Source organism: Neogemmobacter tilapiae (assembly GCF_014652215.1).
In the GTDB taxonomy this organism is placed as follows: domain Bacteria; phylum Pseudomonadota; class Alphaproteobacteria; order Rhodobacterales; family Rhodobacteraceae; genus Neogemmobacter; species Neogemmobacter tilapiae.
The window spans coordinates 42379-55586 of sequence record NZ_BMYJ01000013.1; the positions used below are offsets into that span (position 1 = coordinate 42379).

The 13208-nt window shown below is 63.5% G+C and carries 11 protein-coding genes; 5 read left to right on the forward strand and 6 right to left on the reverse strand.

The genetic code is table 11. From position 1 onward, the window contains the following. Positions 1-22: 22 nt before the first annotated feature. From hisG to hisS, 3 genes are read right to left on the reverse strand one after another with little or no spacing between them, the layout of a single operon-like run. Positions 23-730 (reverse strand): ATP phosphoribosyltransferase, encoded by a 708-nt coding sequence (hisG, locus tag IE095_RS16700; RefSeq protein ID WP_189413279.1) that lies wholly within the window; start codon positions 728-730, stop codon positions 23-25. After that, positions 727-1812, reverse strand: a complete 1086-nt coding sequence (locus IE095_RS16705) for an ATP phosphoribosyltransferase regulatory subunit (protein WP_189413178.1) — start codon at positions 1810-1812, stop codon at positions 727-729. Before IE095_RS16705 ends, hisG begins: the two co-directional genes overlap by 4 nt. Further along, complete coding sequence (gene hisS, locus IE095_RS16710) at positions 1809-3281, reverse strand: histidine--tRNA ligase (RefSeq protein ID WP_189413180.1); 1473 nt, start codon at positions 3279-3281, stop codon at positions 1809-1811. Before hisS ends, IE095_RS16705 begins: the two co-directional genes overlap by 4 nt. Positions 3282-3353: 72 nt before the next feature. Here hisS and IE095_RS16715 point away from each other — a divergent pair, with 72 nt between their 5' ends. Together IE095_RS16715 and IE095_RS16720 are read left to right on the forward strand one after the other, a co-directional pair. Continuing rightward, a complete protein-coding gene (locus IE095_RS16715; RefSeq protein ID WP_189413181.1) occupies positions 3354-3554 on the forward strand; it encodes a SlyX family protein in 201 nt (66 codons plus the stop codon). Further along, positions 3554-4621, forward strand: coding sequence for an AbrB family transcriptional regulator (locus IE095_RS16720; RefSeq protein WP_189413183.1), 1068 nt, complete (start codon positions 3554-3556; stop codon positions 4619-4621). The genes IE095_RS16715 and IE095_RS16720 overlap by 1 nt, the downstream gene beginning before the upstream one ends. Here the strand turns inward: IE095_RS16720 and IE095_RS16725 are convergent. After that, positions 4611-5582, reverse strand: coding sequence for a DUF2125 domain-containing protein (locus IE095_RS16725; RefSeq protein ID WP_189413185.1), 972 nt, complete (start codon positions 5580-5582; stop codon positions 4611-4613). The two genes, IE095_RS16720 and IE095_RS16725, sit on opposite strands and share 11 nt — an antisense overlap. Before the next feature lie 63 nt (positions 5583-5645). Between IE095_RS16725 and IE095_RS16730 the strand changes: the two genes are divergently transcribed. The 3 genes from IE095_RS16730 (at position 5646) to IE095_RS16740 (ending at position 8767) form a co-directional block, all read left to right on the forward strand. Then, entirely contained in the window at positions 5646-6188 is a 543-nt protein-coding gene (locus IE095_RS16730; protein WP_189413186.1) for a gamma-glutamylcyclotransferase, read from the forward strand. A gap of 61 nt (positions 6189-6249) precedes the next feature. Next, entirely contained in the window at positions 6250-7428 is a 1179-nt protein-coding gene (locus IE095_RS16735; protein WP_189413188.1) for a biopolymer transporter ExbB, read from the forward strand. 1 nt (position 7429) lies between these two features. Then, on the forward strand, positions 7430-8767 hold the full coding sequence (locus IE095_RS16740) for a peptidoglycan -binding protein (protein WP_189413190.1): 1338 nt from the start codon (positions 7430-7432) through the stop codon (positions 8765-8767). 50 nt (positions 8768-8817) lie between these two features. On the opposite strand, the gene IE095_RS18465 is transcribed toward IE095_RS16740, so the two are convergent. Both IE095_RS18465 and IE095_RS16755 read right to left on the reverse strand, forming a co-directional pair. Then, positions 8818-12651, reverse strand: coding sequence for a beta strand repeat-containing protein (locus IE095_RS18465; protein WP_308428910.1), 3834 nt, complete (start codon positions 12649-12651; stop codon positions 8818-8820). 125 nt (positions 12652-12776) lie between these two features. Continuing rightward, on the reverse strand, positions 12777-13205 hold the full coding sequence (locus IE095_RS16755) for a DUF1489 family protein (RefSeq protein ID WP_189413192.1): 429 nt from the start codon (positions 13203-13205) through the stop codon (positions 12777-12779). Between the last annotated feature and the right edge of the window lie 3 nt (positions 13206-13208).

Genomic DNA, 13208 nt, shown 5'->3' on the forward strand with positions numbered 1-13208 from the left:
GCTGGTCGCCGGGCGGAAGGGGTTAGATCGCCCCGGCCTTGACGCCCAGCATCCCCGCCAGCCGCGTCAGCGTGGCGCGCTTTTCAACATCCCACCCGGCCTGCCGCGCGGCGAAAAGCGTCGCTTGGCTTTGGTGGATCACCGAATCGCCCAGAATTTTCAGGTCATTCGCCCGCAGGGTTTCGCCGGTGGAGGTGATGTCGGCAATCGCCTCGGCGGTCTGGTTCTTGACCGTGCCTTCGGTCGCGCCCTGACTGTCCACCAGTTGGTATTCGGCCACCCCCTGTTCGGTCAGGAATTCCCGCACCAGACGGTGGTATTTCGTGGCGATGCGCAGGCGGAAGCCATGCGCGGCGCGAAAACCTGCGGCGACCGCGTCCAGATCGTCCATCGTGTCGCAATCGACCCAAGCGGCGGGGACGGCGATGATCAGATCGGCATGGCCAAAGCCCATTTGCGCCAGTTCCGCGACCTGCCGGTCCCAATCGGCCAGTTTGTCACGCACAAGGTCGGACCCCGTGACGCCCAGATGGATGCGCCCCGCCGCCAGTTCGCGGGGGATTTCGCCCGCCGACAGCAGGACGAGTTCGACGCCGTCGATCCCGTCCACCGCGCCCGCATATTCGCGGTCGCGGCCCGATTGGCGCATGGTGACACCGCGTGCGCCGAACCATTCAAAGGTCTGTTCCATCAGCCGCCCTTTGGACGGCACCCCGATTTTCAGCATCAGACGGCCCCTCGCAGTTCGGCGACCAAGGCGGGACGGATGACGCCGCCCACGGCGGGGATGGAACGGCCCTGCCCCAGACGGGCCGTCAGCGCGTCATAACGCCCGCCGCTGGCAACGGGGCGCTGGTCGGCGGTGTGGAATTCAAAGACGAAACCATCGTAATATTCTAGGGTGTTGCGACCATGGGCGGCCTCGAAACCCAGAGTTTCGACGGCCACGCCGCGTTTGGCCAAAGCGGCCATTCGCGCGCGGAAACGCTGGGCGACAGCGGCTAGGGCAGGCATGTTTTTGGCCATGTCGTCCAAGACCTGCACGGCTTGGGGCAAGGGGCCGTTCAGCGCCAGAAGACGGTCCAGAATGGCGACCTGCTGCGCGGGAATGGGGGGCGCATCGGCATCGGCGACCAAGGCCGCGACCCGCGCCTCAATTTCTTGCGCGGAACGCAGGCCGGTGACGGTTTCTGGGATCATGGCGGCGATGCCGCCCTTGGCTTGTTGCAGCAGGGCGAGACGGCTGGGTGAAGGGTCCACCCGACCCGCGAAACGGTCAACGAGGGCGCGGAACCTGTTGGGCCGCCAGATGTGGCGCATCAGGGCGGCCTTGCGGCGGTCGGTGGTGTCGAGGGCGGCGACGGCGGCCATCAGAAGGCCCATGTCGCCCGTGACCGGGGTCACGGGAAGGCCAGCCAGCAGATCGGCGATCAGGGCGAAAACTTCGGCATCCGCCGCCTCGGGCGCGGTGCGGTCAAAGATTTCATAGCCCACTTGCAGATACTCGCGCGGGCGGCCGTCCAGATGTTCCTGACGGCGGAAAACCTCGCCCAGATAGGTATAGCGGGCGGGATCGGCACCGTGGGCCATATGGGCTTGGACGACGGGCACGGTGAAATCGGGGCGCAGCATCATTTCGCCATGCAGCGGGTCGTGGGTCACATAGGCGCGGGCGCGCAGGTCTTCGCCGTAAAGATCCAGCAGGGTTTCGGCGGGCAAAAGGATGTCGGCATCGACGGGGATCGCCCCTGCCGCCTGGAAGGCGGCGAAAAGGCGTTCCGCCTCGGCCCGGATGGTGGCTTTGGGGGTCATTGCCCCAGCATCTTTCTGACTTCGGCCACCAGATCGGCGCGGGGGATTTCCACCTGTGCGGGGCGGTTTTTCCATTCTTCAAGGCTGGCCCCTTGCGCGATTTTCGCGCCGAGGATCAGGTCTTTCAGGATCACGGTCCCCTTCACCGCCTCGTCCCCGCCCTGGATCACGGCGATGGGGCTTTGGCGTTTGTCGGCGTATTTCAACTGGTTGCCGAATTGCTTGGGATTGCCCAGATAAACCTCGGCCCGGATGCCCGCTTGGCGCAGATCGCCCACCATCGCCATGTAATCGCCCATGCGGTCACGGTCCATCACGGTCACCACGACCGGCCCGGTGGTATCGGCCGCAACCCGGCCCTTGGCGTGGAGGGCGGCGAGCAGACGGTCCACGCCGATGGAAACGCCGGTGGCCGGCACCTTTTGGCCGGTGAAGCGTTCCACCAAGCCGTCATAACGCCCGCCGCCCGCGACGGAGCCGAACTGGCGCTTGCGGCCTTTTTCGTCGAGGATTTCGAAGGTGAGTTCAGCCTCGTAAACCGGGCCGGTGTAGTAGCCAAGGCCTCGGACAACGCCGGGGTCGATCACGATGCGGTCGGGGCCGTAGCCTTGGGAGGCGAGGAGGGCGGCGATCTGTTCCAGTTCATCGACGCCTTCGCCACCGATCACCGAGGCCCCGACCAGTTCGCGCAGGCGGGCGCAAGTGGCCGCGCCACTGTCACGGCGGGCGTCCATGAAGCCCAGCACCACCTGAGCCTGTTCGTCCGACAGCCCCGCGCCCTTGGTGAAATCCCCGCTTTCATCCTTGCGCCCTGCCCCCAGCAGCGCCCGCACGCCTTTGACGCCCAGACGGTCGATCTTGTCGATGGCGCGCAGCACGATGCCGCGTTCGGCTTCTTTATCCTCGCCCGACAGGCCCGCCACTTCCATCACGCCATTCAGGACTTTGCGGTTGTTCACCCGCACGATGTAATCGCCACGGGGAATGCCCACGACCTCCAGCGCATCCGCCAGCATCGCGCAAATCTCGGCGTCCGCCGCCACAGACCCCGACCCCACCGTATCGGCATCGCATTGATAGAATTGCCGGAACCGCCCCGGACCGGGCTTTTCGTTGCGCCAGACCGGCCCCATCGCATAGCGCCGATAAGGTGACGCCAGATCATTCCGATACTGCGCCGCCACCCGCGCCAAGGGGGCGGTCAGGTCGTAGCGCAGGGCGAGCCAATCTTTATCCTCATCCTGCCACGCAAACACGCCTTCGTTCGGGCGGTCCACGTCGGGCAGGAATTTCCCCAAAGCCTCGACCGTCTCTACCGCGCTCGTCTCTAACGGATCAAAGCCATAGCGATGGTAAACCCCGGCGATCTTGTCCAGCATCGCCTTACGCTCGGTCACTTCCGCGCCGAAATAGTCGCGAAAGCCCTTGGGCGTTTCAGCCTTGGGACGGCGGGGTTTCTGGTCGGCCATGGTGTTCTTGCCCTTCGCTTTTCCTGCCAAAGCCTGTAACGGAAGGGCGATACGCGGGCAAGCGGGCGGGACATGGACCGGCAAGATCAGCTTGAAGAAAAGGTGGCGCATCTGACGCGGGCGGTCGAAGACCTGTCGGATGTGGTGGCAAGGCAGGCCAAGGAGCTGGATCGGCTGACCCGTCTGACGCAGCTTTTGGCCGAACGTGAAGCGGAACGCGAGGCGTCAGGGCTGGAAGGCCCGGCCGCAAACCAGAAGCCGCCGCATTGGTGATGCTGCCCGACCTGCGTCAAACCGTCGCGCTGACCGTGACCTTGGCCCTTGCAACGCTGGGCGGGTTGGCGGCGCAAGCCATGGGGATGCCTTTGGGCCTGCTGATGGGGTCGCTGCTGGTGACGGCAGTGATCACGGCGCTGGATCTGCGGATCAAGGGGCAAGGGCCGGTGATGCCCAACCGTTTTCGCGTGGTTTTCGTGCCGATCATCGGCGTGGCGATTGGCGCGAATTTCACCCCTGCGGTGATCGCCGAAGCCCCCGGTTGGTGGATCACCATGCTGGGGCTGCTGATCTATCTGCCCGTGGCCCATGCCTTGGGGTATTTCCTGTATCGCAAGGTGGGCAAGCTGGACCGGGCCACCGCCTATTGGGGTTCGGTGCCCGGCGGGTTCATCGAAAGTCTGGCGATGGGCGAGGCGGCGGGGGGCCATCCGGCAATTCTGTCGGTGATGCAGTTTCTGCGGCTGGTCTTGACCATCATCGGCGTGCCCTTGGCGTTCGGGTGGCTGACGGGCGCACCCGTGGGTTCTGCATCGGGGGCGCATCTGGGCACGGGGGCCGAGATTGCTTTGCGCGATGTGCTGATCCTGACGGCGGCGGCGGTGGCGGGGGCCTTTATGGGCCGGGCCCTGCATTTGCCGGGCTGGCAAGTGACGGGGCCGATCCTGTTGTCAGGCGTGGCCCATGCGATGGAATGGACGCAGGCCGTGCCGCCCGATTGGATGATTGGCGCGGTGCAGGTGGTGATGGGGGCGGGGCTTGGCGTGCGCTTTGCCGGGCTGCGGGCGGGGGCTGTGGCACGCGCGGCGGCGCTGGCTTGTGTCGTGGCGGGGCTGTTGATGGTCTTGGCCTTGGGCTTTGCGCTAATGTTTTATCGGCTGGTCGATCAGCCCCTTGCGGCGGTTTTTCTGGCCTATGCGCCGGGGGGGCTGGTCGAGATGAGCCTTGTGGCGCTGTCGCTGAAGATGAGCGCGATTTATGTCACCGCGCATCATGTGGCGCGGATCGTGCTTTCGGTGCTTTTGGCCGGAATTGGCAACCGGCTGGGGAATTTCAAAGACTAGGCGCTGGTCCCAAGGGGAAGGGGCCAAGCGACATCTGCCCGTCCTTGATAACAAAGGCCATGTCGATGACCGTGGGGTCGGGGGATTGGGCGGCGTAAGCCTCTAACGCGCGGGCGATGTTGTCGGCGGTGGCCGAGGCGACAAGGCCCGAGGCTTTCAGCGTGTCGGGCAAAAGCTGCCAGTTGCGCAGTTGCAGGTCGATCTGGCCTTGGGGCATGCCGTCGGTGACCGTCAGCGCGCCTTTGGCGAGAAAGCGCAATTCGCCCCATTCGAGGGTCAGGCCGTCGAGTTGCAAGCTTTCCAGTTGCGGTGTGCCTTTCATAAGGCGGCTCAGTTCGCGATCCAGCCCGACCGTCGAGTCCAGATGCAAAAGCCCGATCACCGGCGGCAACGCCGTACCCTGCCCCTCGAGCACGCGCATAAGGCCGGGGTCGGGCGCGAAATCGGTCAGGCGCAGACCGATCCGATAGCTGTTGGGGACATTTTCTTGTTTGTCTATGGCGAAATCGGCGCCGGCGAGTTTCATCACCCAACCCGCCGTCGCATCGGACAGGGCCAGATTTTCGCCAACCAGGGTAACCCGCTCCAAGGGCACGGCCATATTGGGGGCAACGACGACGCTGGCCATCAAACCTTCGCTGGCAAGGGCGAGGGTGTCGCCGTCGACAGTCAGTTGCTGTTCGGGGGGAAGGGCGGCAATGACATGCCAGGGCTTGTAGGAGAGCGCATAGATGCTCAGCCATTCGGCCTGCCATTCCAGCCCCGGCACGGTATAGCGCGGCTCGCCCAGTTGGACGTCAAAGCGGTTGGGAAAGCCCTGAACATTGAGGCGGCTGTATTGCACCTGCGGGTTTTCGGCCAGCCAGTCGCGGGCGGATTTGTCTAGAACATAAGAACCGCCGAACCACCAAGCCGACCATAAGGCGGCGGCCAGACCCACGATCCATGTCAAAGCGCGCATGGCTTGCCCTTTTCTTTCGTCCGTTGCTTAGGGAATATAGGGCAAAGTGAGCAAGGGCCAGCAATGGATCGTGAATTCTGGGTGTTTGGCTATGGGTCGCTGATGTGGGATCCGGGCTTTGCCTTTGTCGAACGGCGGATTGCGCGGCTGGAGGGGTGGCAGCGCCGTTTCTGCATGTGGTCGATCCATTACCGGGGGACGCCGGAAGCGCCGGGTCTGGTGCTGGCGCTGGACCGGGCGGAGGGGGAGTTTTGCGAGGGAATCGCGTTTCGGATTGCGGCGGAGGAAGCGGAGGCAACCCATGCTTTGCTGCAAGAGCGGGAGTTGATTTCCTACGCCTATGCCGAGGCGTTTCTGCCGGTGCGGCTGGCGGGGGGGGAAGAGGTGGAGGCGCTGGCCTATGTGATCAACCAAGGGCATGAGCAATATGCGCGGCACCTTTCAACGGAAGAACAGGCGCAGTTGATTGCGACACGGGCGGGTCAGCGGGGGCCGAACCGGGATTATCTGTGGAACACGGTGGATCATCTGCGGGAATTGGGGATCGAGGATCCGAGGCTTGAGGCGCTGGGCGCGCGGGTCCGTGAATTGGTGGGCCAAGGTTGATGCTTGGCAGGCGGGCCGCCTTGCGCCTATGGTGACGACAAACCAAAAAGGGCAGGCCTAGATGCAAAAGATCAGCACGACGCATGGGGGCTTTGCCCGCCCGGTCAGCCAGCTTTTCATGATGCTGATCGTGATCTTGCTGGTGGTGGGCGGGCTGTGGCTGGCACTGCCTTTGCTGGAGGTGGTGTTTCAGGCGAACCCCTATCTGAATGGCGTGATCGTGGGGGTCTTTGCGATTGGGGTGCTGTCCTGTTTCTGGCAAGTGATTCAGATTTTCCAGTCGGTGACCTGGCTGGATGATTTCGTGCGGGCGCGGCCCGGTTTGGAATACACGGCGGCGCCAAGGCTGCTGGCCCCCTTGGCCGCGCTGCTGGGGGCGCGGGGGGCGAAGACGACGATTTCATCCTCGTCCGCAGCGTCGATCATGGATTCGGTGGCGACACGGGTGGACGAGGCGCGGGACATCACGCGCTATCTGGGCAACTTGCTGATTTTTCTGGGCCTTTTGGGCACGTTCTATGGTCTGGCAACGACGGTTCCTGCGATGGTGGACACGATCCGGGGGCTGACGCCGCAGGAAGGTGAAAGCGGCACGGATGTTTTCTCTAAGCTGATGACGGGGCTGGAATCGCAGTTGGGCGGCATGGGGACGGCGTTTTCATCCTCGCTGTTGGGTCTGGCCGGATCGCTGGTGGTGGGGCTGTTGGAACTGTTTGCCAGCCACGGGCAGAACCGGTTCTACCGCGAGCTTGAGGACTGGATGACGACCATCACCCGTCTGGGCTTTGGCGGGGGCGAGTCCGAGGCGGGCGGTGAAATGGCGCAGGTGGCCGCCGTTCTGGACAGTCTGGCGGGGCAGATGGAGGCCTTGCAGACCCTGCACAGTCAGGCGGAACTGTCGCGCGCCATGCTGGAAGAACGGCTGGGGGCCTTGGTGGACGGCATCGACCGCTTGGCGGTGAACATGGCCGCCAACACCAGCAATCGGACCGAGGGTTTGTTGTCGCGCATGGCCGAAGGGCAAGATCGGCTGGTGGCGGTTCTGGCGCCCGAGGATGGATCGGCTGGGCCGGATGCCGAACAGCGGATGCGGCTGCGGTCAATTGACGTGCAACTGCTGCGGATCTTGGAGGAACTGGCGGCGGGACGGCAGGAAAGCATGACGGAACTGCGCGCCGATCTGGGGGCGTTGACGGCGGCGGTGCGGCAGTTGGCGCGCGGTCCGGCGGGGCGGGTGTAGCATGGGCCTGTCGCGCCGGGGGGCACGGACCGAAGCGCCGACCTGGCCGGGTTTCGTCGATGCGCTGACGACGCTTTTGCTGGTGCTGATGTTCGTGCTGTCGATCTTTGTCGTGACCCAGGCGGTGCTGCGCGACACGATCACCACGCAGGACACGGAACTGGACGCGCTGAATGCGCAGGTGGCGGGGCTGGCCGATGCCTTGGGTCTGGAGCGCAATCGGGCGAAGGGCCTAGAGGATGAACTGGGCCAATTGACCGCCAGTCTGACCGCCTTGCAGGCGGAAAACGCGGCGCAGGCGGGGCAGATCGCGGATTTCACAGCACAGGTGGCCAGCCTTTTGGGCGAACGCGATGCGGCGCGGGGGCAGGTTTCGGAATTGCGGGGCCAGTTGGCTACCGGGGCGGCCGAGGCGGCGGCGCTGCGGGACAAGATTTCGGCATCGGACGCACGGCTGATTGCCCTGACGCTGGACCTTGAGACGCAGCGCAAGAAGGCCGAGGAAACGCTGGTTCTGCTGGCCGCAGCGCAGGCGGCGGCGGAGCAGGCCAAGACCGAGAACCTGAAGGTGCTGGATGAAAAGGATCTGGCGCTGGCGATGGCGCAGACCAAGCTGACCGAGGAACAGAAAAAGGCGGTGGAACAGGCGGCGCAATTGGCGCTGCTGAACGAACAGATCGCCGCATTGCGCGGGCAGTTGGGGGCCTTGCAGGGCTTGCTGGATGCGGCGGCCGAAAAGGACGCGGTGGCCAAGGTTCAGATCGAGGCACTGGGATCGAGCCTGAATTCCGCGCTGGCGCAGGTCGCCAGCGAACAGCGGCGGCGGGCGGAGTTGGAAGAGGCTGAACGCAAGCGGCTGGAGGCCGAGGCGAAGAATCTGGAAAAGTTCCGTTCGGAATTCTTTGGCCAGTTGCGCGAGGTTTTGGGCAACCGTCCGGGCGTGCGCATCGTGGGCGACCGTTTCGTGTTTTCATCCGAGGTGCTGTTCACGCCGGGTTCGGCGACGCTGGCCCCCGAGGGCCGGGCGCAAATTGCCGGGGTTGTGCAGACGCTGAATGGGGCGATTGCCGATATTCCGCCGGGGCTGAACTGGATCATCCGGGTGGACGGGCATACCGACAATGTGCCCCTGTCGGGCGGCGGGGCCTTCCGCGACAATTGGGAATTGTCGCAGGCGCGGGCGCTGTCGGTGGTGCGCTATATGCAGGATGAACTGGGTTTTCCGCCCGACCGTCTGGCGGCGACCGGCTTTGGCGAATGGCAGCCGGTGGTGGCGGGCGAGACGCCGGAGGCACGGGCGCAGAACCGGCGGATCGAGTTGAAGCTGACAGAACGCTAGAGATGCAAAAAGGGCCGGTTTCCCGGCCCTTTCATCGTTTCGGCCTGCCCTTACAGGAAGTCGAAGACCGCCGAGGTTAGCCCCGTCACCCCGTCCAGCGTGGCGACCAGTGTCAGATCATCCGCGCCGATGCCCAAGGCCCCATCCGCCACATGGCGATAGATGGCGGTGCTCGTGCCGTCGTTCAGGATCATCAACTGTGTATCGCCCAGGGTTTCCAGCCCGATGCGCAAGTTCAGGAAGTTGACCAGATCGGTCAGCCCCAGATCGCCGAGGATCGAGTTGACAAAGACCAGCTCATCATCGCTGTTCCAGAGGTCGAGGAAGGTGGTCAGGGTGACAACCGAGTCGATGATCCCATCACCGTCGCCCAGATTGAGCGCCCCGGCATCGAAGGTCAGCGTATCGTCCAGAGTGCTGAAATCGGTGATCGACGTGACGGCCCCCTGCGCGTCGAACAGGAAGCTATCGATCCCGGCCCCGCCGGTCAGGATGTTGTTGCCCAACCCGCCCACCAGCGTGTCATTGCCGTCGCCTCCGTTCAGCGTGTCATTGCCGCCCGCGCCGGTGATCAGGTTCGCCAGTGTGTTGCCCGTACCGGTAAAGTCGCCAATGCCTGTATAGGTCAGGTTTTCCAGATTGGCACCCAGCGTCAGGGTGGCAAGGGTGGTTTGGACCAGATCGGTGCCTTCGTTCAGCAATTCGGTGACGACATCGCCCAGATCATCCAGCACGTAGATATCGTTGCCCAAGCCGCCTTCCAGCGTATCGGCCCCGAGGCCACCGTTCAGCGTATCGGCCAGATCGCCGCCGATGATCAGGTTTGCCAGCGCGTTGCCAGTGCCTTGGAAACTGCCGATGCCCAGATAGGTCAGGTTTTCGATGTTGCCGGTCAGGGTAAAGCTGGCAAGCGTCGTCTCGATCAGGTCGGTGCCTTGGTTCAGCACCTCGGTCACGACATCGCCGATGTTGTCGACGATATAGACATCATCGCCCAAGCCGCCCACCATCGTATCGGCCCCAACCAGACCATCGAGCGTGTCATTGCCGGTGCTGCCGGTGATGAGGTTGGCGAGACCATTGCCGATGCCCTCAAAATCAACCAAGCCGTCGAAGGTGAGGTTTTCAAGGTTGTCGCCCAGGGTATAGCTGGTCAGCGAGGTGATGACCGTATCCAGGCCAGCGCTGGCGGCTTCGGTCACGACGTCATTGATGTTGTCCACCAGATAGCTGTCATCGCCCAGACCACCCAGCAGGGTATCAGCCCCCAGCAGGCCGTTCAGCGTGTCATTGCCAGAACCGCCGGTGATGAGGTTGGCCAGACCGTTGCCGATGCCGTCGAAATCGCCGGTGCCGGTGAAGGTGAGGTTTTCCAGATGATCACCGAGGGTATAGCCCGTCAGCGTGGTGATGATCGTATCGGTCCCGGCGCTGACGGCCTCGGTCACGACATCGCCGATGTTGTCGACCAGATAGCTGTCATCGCCCAAGCCACCCAGCAAGGTATCGGCCCCCAGCAGGCCATCGAGCGTGTCATTGCCCGTGCCGCCGGTGATCAGGTTGGCAAGACCGTTGCCGATGCCTTCGAAATCACCCAAGCCGTCGAAGGTCAGGTTTTCGAGATGGTCGCCCAAGGTATAGCCGGTCAGCGTCGTGATGACGGTATCCAAGCCGGCGCTGGCCGCCTCGGTCACGACGTCATTGATATCATCGACGAGATAGCTGTCATCGCCGAGGCCGCCCAGCAAGGTATCGGCCCCCAGCAGGCCATCGAGCGTGTCATTGCCGGTGCCGCCGGTGATGAGGTTCGCCAGCCCGTTGCCGATGCCTTCGAAATCACCGCTGCCAAGGAAGGTGAGATTTTCCAGATGGGCCCCCAGCGTCAAGCTGGCAAGGGTGGTTTGCACCGTATCAAGGCCTTCGTCGGCGATTTCGGTCACGACATCGCCAATGTCATCGACGACATAGGTGTCGTCGCCATCCCCACCGATCAGCGTGTCCAGACCGCCCAGACCGTCCAGTATGTCGTTGGCGATGCCGCCGCTGAGCAGGTTGTTCAGGATGTTGCCGGTGCCGGTGAAATCGTCGTCGCCGGTATAGATCAGCACCTCGACATTCGCGGCAAGGGTCAGGCTAGAGAGCGCGGTTTCGATGGTGTCCATCCCCTCGGCCAGCGCTTCGGTCACGACATCGGCGGCATCATCGACGACATACAGATCGTCGCCCGCGCCGCCGATCAAAGTGTCGATGCCCCCCAAGCCGTTCAGATCATCGTCGTCATCCCCGCCGGTGATGACATTGGCCAAGGCATTGCCCAGACCGACGAAGTTCCCGTTGCCGGTATAGGTCAGATTTTCCAGATTCGCGCCCAGCGTATAGCTGCCCAGCGCGGTTTCGACAGTATCCGTGCCGCCGTCTGTGTCTTCGGTGATCACATCACCCGCATCGACCGCCAGATAGATGTCGTTCCCCGCGCCGCCCGTCAGGCTGTCGTCCCCGGCACCGCCCATCAGGCTGTCGTCGCCATCGCCGCCGGTCAGCGTGTCATGCCCACCCGCGCCGGAAAGCAGGTCGTTGCCGGCACCGCCCAGGATCACGTTGGCCTCGGCATTGCCGGTGCCGGTGAAATTGCCCGTGCCGGTGAAGGTCAGGTTTTCCAGATTGTCGCCCAAGGTCAGGCTGGCCGCCGTGGTCAGCACCGAGTCGATGCCCGCGCCCGCGCCTTCGACAATTGTATCGCCTGCGACATCGACCAGATAGGTGTCGTCCCCCGTCCCGCCGGTCAGCGTATCAACGCCCGCGCCGCCATCCAATGTGTCGTTCCCCGCGCCGCCCGTAATTTCATTGGCCAAGGCGTTGCCCGTGCCGGCAAAGTTGCCCGTGCCGGTAAAGGTCAGGTTTTCGATATTTGCCGACAGAGACAGGCTGGCCAGCGTCGTTTGCACCAGATCGGTGCCTTCGCCCAGCGCCTCAATCACGGCATCGCCCGCATCATCAACGACAAAAATGTCGTTGCCAGCGCCACCTGTCATACTGTCGGCCCCGGTGCCGCCATCCAGGCTGTCATTCCCAGCACCACCGTTCAACGTATCGGCCCCGCCGCCACCGCCCAAGCTGTCATTGCCCGCCGCGCCGGTGATGAGGTTGGCCAAGGCATTGCCCGTGCCGGTGAAATTGCCCGTGCCGGTGAAGGTCAGGTTTTCGATTTCGGCCCCAAGGGTAAGGCTGGCAAGCGTGGTCTGGATCAGGTCGATCCCTTCGCCCGCCAGTTCAGTCACCGCATCGCCCGCGTCATCGACGACATAGGTGTCGTTGCCCGCACCGCCCGCCAGCGCATCGGCGCCTGTGCCACCATCCAGCAGATCATTCCCCGCACCGCCGGTGAGGCTGTCGAGCCCGGCGCCACCCAGCAGCGTATCCTGACCGCCGCCGCCGTTGATCGTGTCATTGCCCACCCGGCCCGAAAGCGTGTTTGATCCGGCATTCCCGGTGATCACATTGGCCAGTCCGTTGCCATTGCCGGTCAGGTTGCCGTTGCCGGTGAGAACCAGATTCTCAAGATTGGCACCGAGCGTGAAGTTGACCGAGGCCCGGACGGTATCAGTCCCACCGCTTGTATTGGACGATTCAATGACCTTGTCCTTGATGGCATTCACCACATAGGTGTCATTGCCAAAGCCGCCGAACATTTTGTCCAGCCCCTTGCCGCCGTCCAGACGATCATTCCCTTTGCCCCCATACAGAATGTCTTTCCCGCCGAGGCCCAGCACTGTGTCATTGCCTTGGGTCACCCCGAGCAAGTTCTTTTTGCCATTGGGCGCAATCAGCCCGTCACCGGCGCGATGAATGAAGTCTCCGCCCTTGGTGCCACGAATTCTTGCCATCAGAACCTCCTCTGTCCAACGAAAGCCCGCGACGGCGGGCAGGGTTGCCTCGACAAATCACACTCAACCTTAACGTGAGTATAACGGCAACAAAAATCTTTCGGTGAAATCTTTCAAAGATTTAGTCAACGCAGACCAATTTCGGCCAAGGCCTGTGCCAAGGCAGGGGGAAGTTTCTCTTCCGCCTTGCGGCCCTCGGGCAGATCGCGGGGGCTTTCGTCGGGTTTCAGATAACGCCAGCCCTGAAAGGCGCGGCGGGGGGCGGCTTCGGTGCGGATAACGCGGGAATCGAGCCTGAGCGCACAACGTTCAATGCCATCACCGCCGCGCACCGCCTCTAGGCCCAAAAGCCTTTGACGGCAGAGGATGACGCCCTTGATGACCCAATAAAGCGAGCCACCGTCCAGCAATTCCGCCTCGCGTTTGGGCCACATGCGGGTGACATGCACGCTTTCACCGGCGGGCCATTGGCCGCGGTGGCTGGCGATCCAATCGGTCAGATCTTCGACCGATTCGGCACCGACGCAGAGTTTCAGGATGTTCACATGCCCCATGCG

What these genes read in the sequence shown, in the direction of transcription:
- hisS (WP_189413180.1), bottom strand. Translation starts at nt 3,281, where the DNA reads ATGGCCGACCAGAAACCCCGCCGTCCCAAGGCTGAAACGCCCAAGGGC.
- IE095_RS16730 (WP_189413186.1), top strand. Translation starts at nt 5,646, where the DNA reads ATGGATCGTGAATTCTGGGTGTTTGGCTATGGGTCGCTGATGTGGGAT.
- IE095_RS16705 (WP_189413178.1), bottom strand. Translation starts at nt 1,812, where the DNA reads ATGACCCCCAAAGCCACCATCCGGGCCGAGGCGGAACGCCTTTTCGCC.
- IE095_RS18465 (WP_308428910.1), bottom strand. Translation starts at nt 12,651, where the DNA reads ATGGCAAGAATTCGTGGCACCAAGGGCGGAGACTTCATTCATCGCGCC.
- IE095_RS16740 (WP_189413190.1), top strand. Translation starts at nt 7,430, where the DNA reads ATGGGCCTGTCGCGCCGGGGGGCACGGACCGAAGCGCCGACCTGGCCG.
- IE095_RS16725 (WP_189413185.1), bottom strand. Translation starts at nt 5,582, where the DNA reads ATGCGCGCTTTGACATGGATCGTGGGTCTGGCCGCCGCCTTATGGTCG.
- IE095_RS16735 (WP_189413188.1), top strand. Translation starts at nt 6,250, where the DNA reads ATGCAAAAGATCAGCACGACGCATGGGGGCTTTGCCCGCCCGGTCAGC.
- IE095_RS16715 (WP_189413181.1), top strand. Translation starts at nt 3,354, where the DNA reads ATGGACCGGCAAGATCAGCTTGAAGAAAAGGTGGCGCATCTGACGCGG.
- IE095_RS16720 (WP_189413183.1), top strand. Translation starts at nt 3,554, where the DNA reads ATGCTGCCCGACCTGCGTCAAACCGTCGCGCTGACCGTGACCTTGGCC.
- IE095_RS16755 (WP_189413192.1), bottom strand. Translation starts at nt 13,205, where the DNA reads ATGGGGCATGTGAACATCCTGAAACTCTGCGTCGGTGCCGAATCGGTC.